This window comes from Lawsonibacter sp. (assembly GCF_022777125.1).
In the GTDB taxonomy this organism is placed as follows: domain Bacteria; phylum Bacillota; class Clostridia; order Oscillospirales; family Oscillospiraceae; genus Lawsonibacter_A; species Lawsonibacter_A hominis.
Window position 1 is genome coordinate 1 of sequence record NZ_JALFGV010000090.1, and the last position, 10,230, is coordinate 10,230.

The 10,230-nt window shown below is 56.5% G+C and carries 8 protein-coding genes; 1 reads left to right on the forward strand and 7 read right to left on the reverse strand.

The genetic code is table 11. From position 1 onward, the window contains the following. Positions 1 to 199: 199 nt before the first annotated feature. Genes MR825_RS07745 through MR825_RS07765 form a run of 5 tightly spaced genes read right to left on the reverse strand, consistent with a single transcriptional unit; the run spans position 200 to position 5,793 of the window. Positions 200 to 1,360 carry a sialidase family protein gene (locus tag MR825_RS07745; protein WP_002596031.1) on the reverse strand — a complete coding sequence of 387 codons (1,161 nt, stop codon included), beginning with the start codon at positions 1,358 to 1,360 and terminating at the stop codon, positions 200 to 202. A 28-nt stretch (positions 1,361 to 1,388) separates the two neighbouring features. Then, positions 1,389 to 2,432, reverse strand: coding sequence for a 4-hydroxythreonine-4-phosphate dehydrogenase PdxA (gene pdxA, locus MR825_RS07750; protein ID WP_002596030.1), 1,044 nt, complete (start codon positions 2,430 to 2,432; stop codon positions 1,389 to 1,391). Between the two features lie 17 nt (positions 2,433 to 2,449). Next, positions 2,450 to 3,349 (reverse strand): 4-hydroxy-tetrahydrodipicolinate synthase, encoded by a 900-nt coding sequence (dapA, locus tag MR825_RS07755; RefSeq protein ID WP_002596029.1) that lies wholly within the window; start codon positions 3,347 to 3,349, stop codon positions 2,450 to 2,452. Between the two features lie 3 nt (positions 3,350 to 3,352). Beyond that, positions 3,353 to 4,513 (reverse strand): iron-containing alcohol dehydrogenase, encoded by a 1,161-nt coding sequence (locus tag MR825_RS07760; protein WP_278854533.1) that lies wholly within the window; start codon positions 4,511 to 4,513, stop codon positions 3,353 to 3,355. 17 nt (positions 4,514 to 4,530) lie between these two features. Next, the gene (locus tag MR825_RS07765) at positions 4,531 to 5,793 is read right to left on the reverse strand and encodes a four-carbon acid sugar kinase family protein (RefSeq protein ID WP_002596027.1); all 1,263 of its coding nucleotides are present in this window, start codon (positions 5,791 to 5,793) and stop codon (positions 4,531 to 4,533) included. A 217-nt stretch (positions 5,794 to 6,010) separates the two neighbouring features. Between MR825_RS07765 and MR825_RS07770 the strand changes: the two genes are divergently transcribed. Next, a complete protein-coding gene (locus MR825_RS07770; protein WP_074663201.1) occupies positions 6,011 to 7,786 on the forward strand; it encodes a sigma-54-dependent transcriptional regulator in 1,776 nt (591 codons plus the stop codon). Here the strand turns inward: MR825_RS07770 and MR825_RS07775 are convergent. Next, positions 7,783 to 9,441 carry an alpha/beta hydrolase family esterase gene (locus MR825_RS07775; RefSeq protein WP_278854531.1) on the reverse strand — a complete coding sequence of 553 codons (1,659 nt, stop codon included), beginning with the start codon at positions 9,439 to 9,441 and terminating at the stop codon, positions 7,783 to 7,785. The genes MR825_RS07770 and MR825_RS07775 overlap by 4 nt on opposite strands. Positions 9,442 to 9,456: 15 nt before the next feature. After that, positions 9,457 to 10,230: alpha/beta hydrolase (locus MR825_RS07780; RefSeq protein ID WP_287879983.1), on the reverse strand; the 774-nt coding region annotated here is incomplete at its 5' end.

Below are 10,230 nucleotides of genomic sequence, written 5' to 3' on the forward strand. Positions count from 1 at the left end.
TGGGCGAAACCCGCGAAGGCCTCGGATACGGTAGACAGACCGGTGGCCACCAGCAGCATGCACGCCAGAAGGGGCGGCGCGCCGAAGGGAAGTACGTCAAACAAGATCAGCGTAATCATAACAATCAGGATTGCAAGAGCAAGAATCATTTGGGTTGTCATTTTATTTTTCTCCTTCTCCTATGTTTTTGGCCTGCTTCTTACCGGACCTTTGCCGAGGTAGGGTTGTAGAGGCCCACTGTCTCGCGCTTTTTGCCCATAACATCTTCCTCCGTGAAGCTCATGTACTTCACGCTGAGACGGTCCTTGTAGGCAAATGCCAGGTGAAGCCTGCCGTCCGCGCCCTGCATGATGTATGGGTATTCATACTGTCTGTTGTTCGTCTTGTTCTCAGCACCCATGTACCCCTCGCCCCGTTCCATATAGCGGATCATGGGGAAGGTAAGGCCGCCGTCCTCGGACAGCGCAACGGCTACCGGGCAGCGCAGACCCGGCCAGGAAGCCACGCCGGGTGTCGGGCAGGGTGTGCAGGTAGGGTTGTAGGCAACGGCGATTCTGCCGCTCTTCAGCTTGACCGCACTGATGCTGGAATTGTTGTTGGGCAGAACGGTGGGCACCGGTGCAGTCCAGGTATCTCCGTTGTCCATGGATTCGCTTCGGTAGATATGGTCGGCCGCGCGGCTTCTCATGAACGCAGCCAGATGTCCCGGCTCCAGCTCCACCACATTGGCGTGAACCGCGCCGTTGCTCTCCGGCATATCCACGGTTTTCCAGGTCTTTCCCTGGTCATCGGAAATGCGGAATGCGGTGGGATCACCTGTCAGGCCCAGCTCGGAGTCGGTACAGATCCAGTTACCGAAAATCCAGCGTCCACTCTCCAGCACCTGGATGGGTTGTCTGCAGAAGCTGCCCTCCTCCGGAAATACGGTCTCGTAATCGCTCCAGGTCTCTCCCCCATCCGCGCTCTTCTGACAGCGGATCACAGAGGTAAACTGCATGTTGTCCTTGCCTTCCACTCGGGACAGCTGGGAAGTGTACATAGCCCACACTTTCCCGTCGGGGCCGGCAAACAGGGACGGATTCTGCTCGCTTCTGTCCGGATCGTGGGAGACTAAAACCGGCTCCTCCCACCGGCTTGAGCCCTTTTTGAGCCTCGCACAGATGACATTTACATCTGCATTTCCCTCAAAGGAGCCCGCAAACCAGACGCACAGCAGATCCCCGTTCTCCAGCTCCAAAAGCCCCGGGCCGTGGGCGGTCTTGTAACCTCCCGGAGGAAGCACCGCCTCCATAGTCCCCATCTCCTCATTCCAATACATCGTTCCGTCCGGTGTCAATCCCGGCAATTTTGCGTATTCCATTGTTCTTCCCCTTCCTTTTGTGCTGTATCTATTCCATTTCCTCTGTTTCAGCCATGCGGATTGCGTAATCCATGGCATTGGTCAGGCTGAGCTCGCTGGCAAGGCCTGTGCCAGCCTGGTCAAAGGCGGTTCCGTGATCCACGGAAGCGCGGATGATGGGCAGACCAAGCGTAATGTTCACTCCGGCCACTGCATCCCATTTCTGTTCCTCCTGGTTGTAGACAAAGCCCACCACCTTTAAGGGGATATGCCCCTGGTCATGGTACATGGCCACAACGATGTCATACCAGCCGCCCCTTGCCTTGGAGAACACGGTGTCCGGCGGAACCGGTCCGTCTGCCTGGATACCCTCGTCTCTCGCCGCCTGAATTGCCGGCGTAATCTCCTCAATCTCTTCCCTTCCGAACATGCCGTTCTCCCCGCTGTGAGGATTTAAGCCGGCCACGCCGATCTTCGGCTGGAAAATACCCAGCCGGCGGCAGGCTTGGTGGGCGATGCGGATCACCTCCAGGATACGGTCCTTTTTTACGCGGTCGCAAGCCTCTCTCAGGGAAACATGGGTGGACACGTGGACCACTCTCAGATTCTCGTGGGCCAACATCATGGTGTACTTCCTGGTTCCTGTGTAATCGGCGTAGATTTCGGTATGGCCGGAGTAATGATGGCCGGCCAGATTCATGGCTTCCTTGTTCAGCGCATTGGTCACCGTAGCGTCAATCTTGTGATCCATGGCCAGCCCGATGACTTTTTTCACATACTGGAAGGCCGCGTTTCCGGCCATCGCGGAGACCTTCCCCCGCTGGAGCTTGTCCATATCAACCATACCCATGTGGCAGACGTCGATGGTACCGTACTCAAACAGCGCCTCACTCACATCCCCGATGGTATGTATTTTGAGCTTGCCGGAGAGGCCGGTTATCTTCAGCGCCTCCTCCATCACCGGGACATCGCCCACAACCAGCGGTTTGCAGCGCTCATAGACCGACGGATCCGATAATGCCTTTGCAGTAATCTCCGGGCCGATGCTGGCCGGATCTCCCATGGTAATTCCGATTATTTTCATAGATGCCATTCCCCTTTCCTGCACGGTTATTTGTTTTTATACTCCCCATAGTAGTTGTCAATAGTTTCCCTGATCCCCTCCACCGCGTCCTGGGGCAGGATGCCGAAGGGCTTGCGGCACGGTCCCACCGGCTGGCCGATCAGATTGGTCGCACACTTGACAACGGAGTTGGGATTGCCGTATTTGAAGCACTCACGGATCCTGGAAATGGCGTTCTGCGCTTCCCTGGCCTTCTCCATATCGCCTTTTAAATAGTTCTGGTAGATGTCCACCATGACGGTGGGAAGGATGTTGGCGATGGCTGTAATGCCGCCCTTGCCGCCTGCTAAAAGAGTCCACAGGATCAGAGCGTCGTTGCCGGAGAGAACCGAAAAGTCCATGCCCTCCGTTTCCTGGATATACTGCAGTATATTGTTAAAATTGCCGCTGGAATCCTTCACTCCGGCAATGTTGGCGAACTCACCCGCCAGGCGCTTTACAGTGGCCGGTGCCAGGGAGGCGCCTGTTCTCGCCGGAATGTTGTACATCACCACCGGAAGGTCCACCGAACCTGCCACCTGGGCGTAGTGCTGATACAGCTCCTCCTGGCTGATCGCCGCGAAGTAGGGCGTGATTACCGAGAGTACATCCACGCCGATTTCCCGGGCCTTTCTGGACAAAGCCACCGTCTCCTCCGTGCTGATACAGCCGGTGCCGGCGTACACCGGAACGCGGCCCTTTACCTCGTCCACAAAAATCTCCATCACACGGATCTTCTCCTCCATGGACATGATGTAAAACTCGCCGTTGGTCCCCAGACAGAACACTGCGTCCACGCCTGCGGCGATCTGCCGGTTGATCTGTCTGCGCTGCTCCGCCTCATTGATACTGCCGTCCTCATGCATGGCGGTCTGCATTGCCGCGATAATTCCCTTGATCTCAGTCACTTTCTACTCCTCCTTCAACACTTTTAAATAAATGGCGCGAATGTCCTCCAGACTCAGCTTCTTCCTGTTGTTCACCAGCAGTCTCTGCTGTTTACTGCCTGCATCCACCAGTAAATCCAGGTCCGCCATTTTCACACCAAAGGCATTTAAATGGATGGGAATCTCCGTGTTCTCAACGATTGCGGCGATCCGCCCGATCATGTAATCCGCCTTCCCCTCTGTTCCAAGAGCCGCGCGCTCCGGATATACCGCGTCGCAGAGTACCCCCAGCCGGCCGGCGCAGGCGTCCTTATTGAACGCCATCACATGGGCGAACAGGATTGCGTTGGACACGCCGTGGGGGATATGGTATTTTCCGCCCAGGGGATAGCTTAAGGCGTGGACCGCGGTTGTGCCGCTGCCGGTAATGGCCACTCCGCCGTAAAAGGCGCCCAGCATCATGTTGCTTCTGGCCTCCATGTCACCGGGATTTCTGTACGCCTCCTCAATATTCCTGAAGATCAGCTTTGCGCCTGCCGCCGCGTACGTGTCGCTTAAGGGAGTCGCTTTCTTTGAGGTGAAGCACTCCACCACATGGGCCAGGGCATCCACGCCTGTAGCTGCCACGATGGAGGCCGGAAGGCCCGCGATCATCTGTGCGTCCAGGATTACGTAATCCGGTATCATCTCCGCATTCACAATGCCCTTTTTGGACTGTTCCTCCGGGATCGCTACGATGGCATTACAGGTTGCCTCGGAGCCGGTCCCGCAGGTGGTAGGTATCATGATGGTTTTCATCTGCTTTGACGCCAACAGCGGATCCGTCAGAAGGTCCGTCACAGTGCAGGAGGAGCCTTTTAACAGGGAGCAGAGCTTGGCCGCGTCCATGACGCTGCCGCCGCCGATAGCGATGATGATGTCTCCATCCTCCCGGTTCATCTGCTCCACAACCTTCTCCGCATCGGTGTAAGCGGGTTCCGGATTCAGCCCGTCGAACACCTTGTATTCCACGCCTGTACGCTCCAGCACGGCCGTCAGCTTATCCAAAAGCCCGGCTCCGGCCACTCCCTTATCAGTAAATACCAGAGCCTTCTTTGACGACTCCTGCTTTAAAATCGTCCCAATTTCCTCGATACTTCCCACACCCGCATACACGCAGGATGGAATTTTAATCTGATATCCCATTTTCTTCGCCTTTCACTCTATTTTCCTTTTAATTCTTCCGTTAACTCCGACAGCAGGTTCTCTTCCCCGAAACCGCCGGATTTGGTGATGATGTGATGTTCCCGGCCGCAGTAGTACAGCTTTGTCAGCACGCAGCCCGGCCGGACCTGCCGGATCGGCTGCAGCTCCCACTGCCGGATCTCCTTCATAAATCCCAGAAGCGTATCTCCCCCTGTCACCAGTATAACGGCATGGAGCCCGCAATCCAGCATATTCTTCAAAATAATGCCCAACGTTTCCGGGATTCTGCTGCGCACCTGTCCGGTGTCCATGCCCAATTCCCTGGCGTACTCCAGAGTGTTCCGCTCGCTCTCACGGTCATTGGTGTCCAGAATCACGCAGTCATTTTCACTGCTCTCCTGTGTCATCCGGCGTGTCAGGCCGGCTCCCTGCTCCGACCTCCAGAACTCCGGATTCAGCTTTTCCTCAGCCGCCATGTAGATTCGCGGATATCCCACCCGCTCTCCCCAGTCAAGCTGCCTCCTGGTAATCGGATTCACGCTGCCGCAGATCACAAACAATCTGCGCTCCAGCGCCGCCGTCTCCGGCTCCTGGCGCTTCAGGCCCAGAAGATCAGGCAGAATCGCCGCAAACCCCGCACATCCCGCCATCAGGCGGTTCTGCCCTGTTACGGTTAAATCCGCTCCAATTCTCCTGATATCCGCCTCGGTTGTTGCGTCGTACACCACGATTCCCGCTTGCCCCGGGCCCGGCCGCGCCTCGCCGTGAGTCTCAATGACAGGAATTTCGCTTTGCAGGCGGATAATATCCTTCACCGAATCCTTGGTGACCGGCTCAAAGGGATCCCGGCCAAACACGCTCTTGCTGACCGGCACTCCGTCGATATACTGTCTGCCGCCTCTGGTAATCCGATTCATCTGCGGCAAGGCGGGGACAAAACTTAGGAATGGTTCACCGGCCGCGCGGTAGGCGGCCTCCAGCTCACTGCCAATGTTTCCCCGAAGCGCTGAATCCGTTTTCTTATAAATATAGGGAATTCCCGCCTCCCTGGCGTCCTTTGCAACTGCGAACACCTTGCGGTACGCCTGGTCAGGGGACACATGTCTGGTCTCTGCGTCAATGACCAGCACCGTGGTCTCCCCGGACCTGATCCCTTCCTCCCAGCTTCTGTCATGGTCCAGGCTGACAATCACTCTGGTTCCGATCCCTCTCTCCGCGAAATGAACCCCCGCGTCCAGAGCGCCTGTGAAATCATCCGCGATGATCATCAATTCAGTCACTGTTTCACCTCCTGCTGTCTTTTATGTTTCAATTTGGAACACTTTATTTAATCGCTTTCTGTAGTTATAGGATATCGCTTTTCGCAAAAGGTTTCAAATAAAAACAGTTTATTTTTTGTTCTTATTTGAAACATTATTGTATATATTTTCTCTTTATGGTACTATATTTTCATAATGAAACAATTTAAATCGTCATTTTGGAAAGGGGAACATGTTTATGGAAAGAAAATATCGGATACTGGGAATTGCGCCCTATGAGAATTTAAAAAACGCCATGGTCACAGAGGCGGCAAAATACGAAGATATAGAAATGGTTGTCTACACGGGAAACCTGGAGGACGGGGCCCAGCTGGCCCTGCAGCATATGAACGAGGGCTTTGATATCCTGATCTCCCGGGGCGGGACCGCTGAGCTGATCCGGAAAATCGCTTCCATACCCGTCATTGAGATCACTCTGTCCATCAATGACATCCTGCGCGCGATCCTGCTGGTGGGAAACCTGACGGAGGCATACGCCGTGGTGGGTTACCCCACTGTCACTCAGCCGGCCCATGTGCTCTGCGAGATGATGAATTATCGCATGAACATCATTACCATCCACAGCCCGGACGAACTGGACCCTGTCTTAAAAGAGCTCAAGGCCGGAGGCTGCAATTTTATCCTGTGCGATGTGATCACCGAGATGATGGCACGGGAAGCGGGGGTGGAGCCCATCCTGATCCTGTCCGGGCCGGAAAGCATCGATATCGCCATTGATTATTCCATCAATATGTGCCGGGTGTTGGCAGAGACAAAAGCCCGCGGCCGCCTGTTCACCAGGGCCCTGGATATGCAGGGCATGAAAACAGTCATCATGAAACAGGACGGCTCTATCCTGTTTTCCACCTACAATGAGAAAAATATCTCGTCCGTCACCGGATATTTAAAAAAGCTGGCTGAGTCCCCTCACTCCATGTCGGCCAAAGCCTTTCACATGATTGAAAATAGGCTCTATTCCATCTCGGCAGAGGAAACCACGTTCCTGGAGGAACCCTGCTATATCTTCTGCCTGGAGCAGAATCCGTTTCCGGTTGGCGGAAGCAAGCACGGTATCCGCTTTTCCACCTGTACAGAAGTCTCCGTCATGTATTCCAGCAGCTTTTATTCCCTGACCTCCAGCGCAAGGCTGATGGAAGAGAAAATCCGCATGATCAACCAGACCACGCTTCCGGTGATGATTCTGGGTGAGCGTGGCTCCGGAAAAAACCAGCTGGCCGCCAAACTCTATTTGGAGAGCTCCATGCAGAGATATCCTTATATCACCATCGACTGCCAGGTGCTTAACGAGCGGACGTGGAACTATATCATCAGCAATTACAATTCGCCCCTCAACGACAAGAACAACACCATTTTTATCAGCAACCTCCAGGCACTGTCCAGACATCAGCAGGAGCTGCTGCTGTCCTTTCTGGTGGACACAAATGCCCACAAGCGGAATAGAATTATTCTCTCCTGCTCCCAAACACTGGATCGGGACCTGCCGGATCCGTCCAGAAACTTTATCGACTATCTGCCCTGCACCACCGTCTACATGCCGCCGCTTCGGGAACTGACCGACGATATTCAGGGTTCCTCCAACCTGTATCTGAACGCCATGAATGTGGAGATGTCCAAACAGATCGTAGGGTTTACCCCCGAGGCTCTGGCCCTGCTCATGAGCTACCGGTGGCCGGACAATTTCATGCAGTTAAAGCGGGTATTGGCGGAGCTGGTCATGCTCACTTCCACCGCTTACATTCAGCGTGACACGGTGTTTGAGGTCATCGAGAAGGAGAAGCGGCAGTATGTGCCCACCACCGCCGACCTGTTTGACTACAACCGGCCTCTTGGCGAAATGACCCGGGAAATTGTAAAGGTTGTCCTCTCCCAATGCGGCGGCAACCAGACACTGGCTGCCAAAAGACTTGGCATTGGACGGACAACCCTGTGGAGATATTTAAATGAAACCGATTAATCCGGCAGATATTCAATTTGCCTGCTGCCTGCAGGCCGGCGAAAATGCCGCAGAAACTCCCAGGCAGCCCGGCTCTGCTCACAGATCGCCCCGTGGGGCATATTCTTCATCACGGTGTATCCCACCCGCGGCAGCCCGTCCCGTCCACAGTAGACCAGAGTTCTGAACCGCTCCCCCTGGGCATATCCGCGGGCGGAGGTGTAATAGTTCTCACCGGTGCGGATTTCATCGGGCGCAAAGCGGGTGGTAAAACCGGCGCCGGCCCGCGCCTGGCAGCCATTGACCGCCAGCATGACCTCCAGCTGTTCGTCCACATCCGTGCCCGCTGCGGGGTCATTGTCCCCCACGCACACCCAGTAGGGCAGCTCATACCCGGAGCGAAGCAGTCCCGGCGAGACAGGGCTGTCCGCCGCCAGTCCTGGCGCGTCGACAGGGGCGTTGCTGGGGGCAATGGCTGCAAACAGTTCGGGAAAAGCGGTCCCCACCTCCCTTGTGATGGCGCCACCGTTGGAGAATCCGGTCAGATATACCCTGGTACGGTCCAGGCCGTAATCCGCGCAAAGCCGGTCAATCATGGCCCCAAAGACCTGTCCGTCCCGCTCCAGCTGCCAGATGTTTCCCGGGGAGTCCGGGCACACCAGGACAAAGGCCCGAGTCTCGTCCGCCAGCACGTCCCATCCGTTCTTTTCAGCGAAGAGCCATACCGGCTCCCCTCTGCCATGTACACTGAACAGAATCGGCAGCCCTTTCACCCTGTCCGCCGGACAGCCGTCAGGGAAATGGAGGGAACAGGCATATTCCAGACAGCCCACTGTGACCGAATGGTGGACAAACCGTGGGGTCTGGTAAAATCCGCTGCGCCCCAGATGCAAGCCCAAAGTCCCGTCCGGCCCGTCCTTCCATCGGATGGTGTGCTCAAAATATTCCTCGAGAATGGTGTGGGCCAGGGATAGGCCGGTGATCCCGGTCTCCTTTGACAGCAGCAGACGCTGAGCCGGGTTGGCCTCATTCTCATAGCAGCTGGCCTTCAGCGCTCCCATGGATACCTGTCCGGGCAGCCGGCCAAGGCCGCCCGATCTTCCGAAATATTCCAGAGCCTGCCGGACAGCCGTCTCGGGTGCGCCGATCAGCCAGAGGCTGCTGGGAATCTGATCGTTGCGTTTCGCGTAGTCACTGCTCACATGGCGCACCAGCCAATGGCTGGAGGGAAACGCCCCTGCCGAATAGCCATCCGGTGCTCCCCCGATCAGAGCAGCCGCGGCAAAGCGGTTCGGTTCCGCCACCGCACAATTTCCGGCAAATACCGCCCCGTCCTCATACCCAACCAGGTAGAGCATGGTCTCCCAGCACCAGAGCTTTCCTTCCCGGCCAAACAGACTCTTGCCGTTGCGGCTCCCCACCTGGCCGCAAACCCGGTCATAAATTAAGCCCGGCAGGGAATGGGACTGTGCGTTCCATCCCTCCGGAGCCAGAGGGAGAATCAGCACCGCCCCATCGTATTCGGACAACGCCTGCCAGCCTGACTTCCGGGCAAACTGCTCCGCCAGGGACAAGTCCGCCGCCATCTCCCCGGGTGCGAAGACGAAAATTGTTTTGGCCGGGTCATAGCAGGCCCTGGTGGACACATACATGTAAAATCCGTTGGCCTCTTTCATGGTTTCCCCCTCCTGTCACAGCCTTTTTTTCAGAAAATTGTAGGCAAACTGGTCGATCTCCTCCCCCAGGGAGGGACCGTGCCCGCCGCCGGAGCAGGCCACAAAGGTGGCGTCCGCTCCCGCCTTCACCAAGGCGTGGTACAGAATCTCGCTCTGATCCGGCTCCACAATGGTATCGCGGCCGCCCTGGAAGATCGCCACCGGCGGACAGTCCGCGCCGGCGTAGGTAACCGGGCTGCACTTCCTAGTCAGCTCGATAAAATGCCAGTCCGGGTCCCCGGGATCATTGCGCTCCAGAACCTGGTTTAAGGTAAAAAGGCTCCGCCCCGGGCCGGTGTAGCCCACGATCAGAGCCGGGATGATGCCGGCGTTGTCGTTGCCCACGTTCTCGATCTCCGTCCCGATCAGATCTTTTGGAGGGCCGGACAGGGCGGCTGCGCTGGTGCGGATACTCTGACACAGATCCGCGGGCGCATAGAAGATGGCCGCAGCCTTGATGGAGCTGTCATACTCCAGGTTGCCGCCCACCTCCCCCTCCAGCTCCCTGCAGTTTGCGCTGAGGGCCAGCATGGAAGCCAGGCAGCCCCCGGCGGAATTGCCCAGGGCGCCGATGCGGTTTGGATCGATGTTGTACTTCTCCCCGTTGGCCTTCAGAAAGCGGACCACGCCCTTGACATCATGAATGCAGGCAGGAAAAATGGACTGGCTCACCAGCCTATAGTCTGGGCAGACCACCGTGTAGCCCTCCTTTGTCAAGCGCACCAGATCCCGGCAATAGACAGCCTTCTG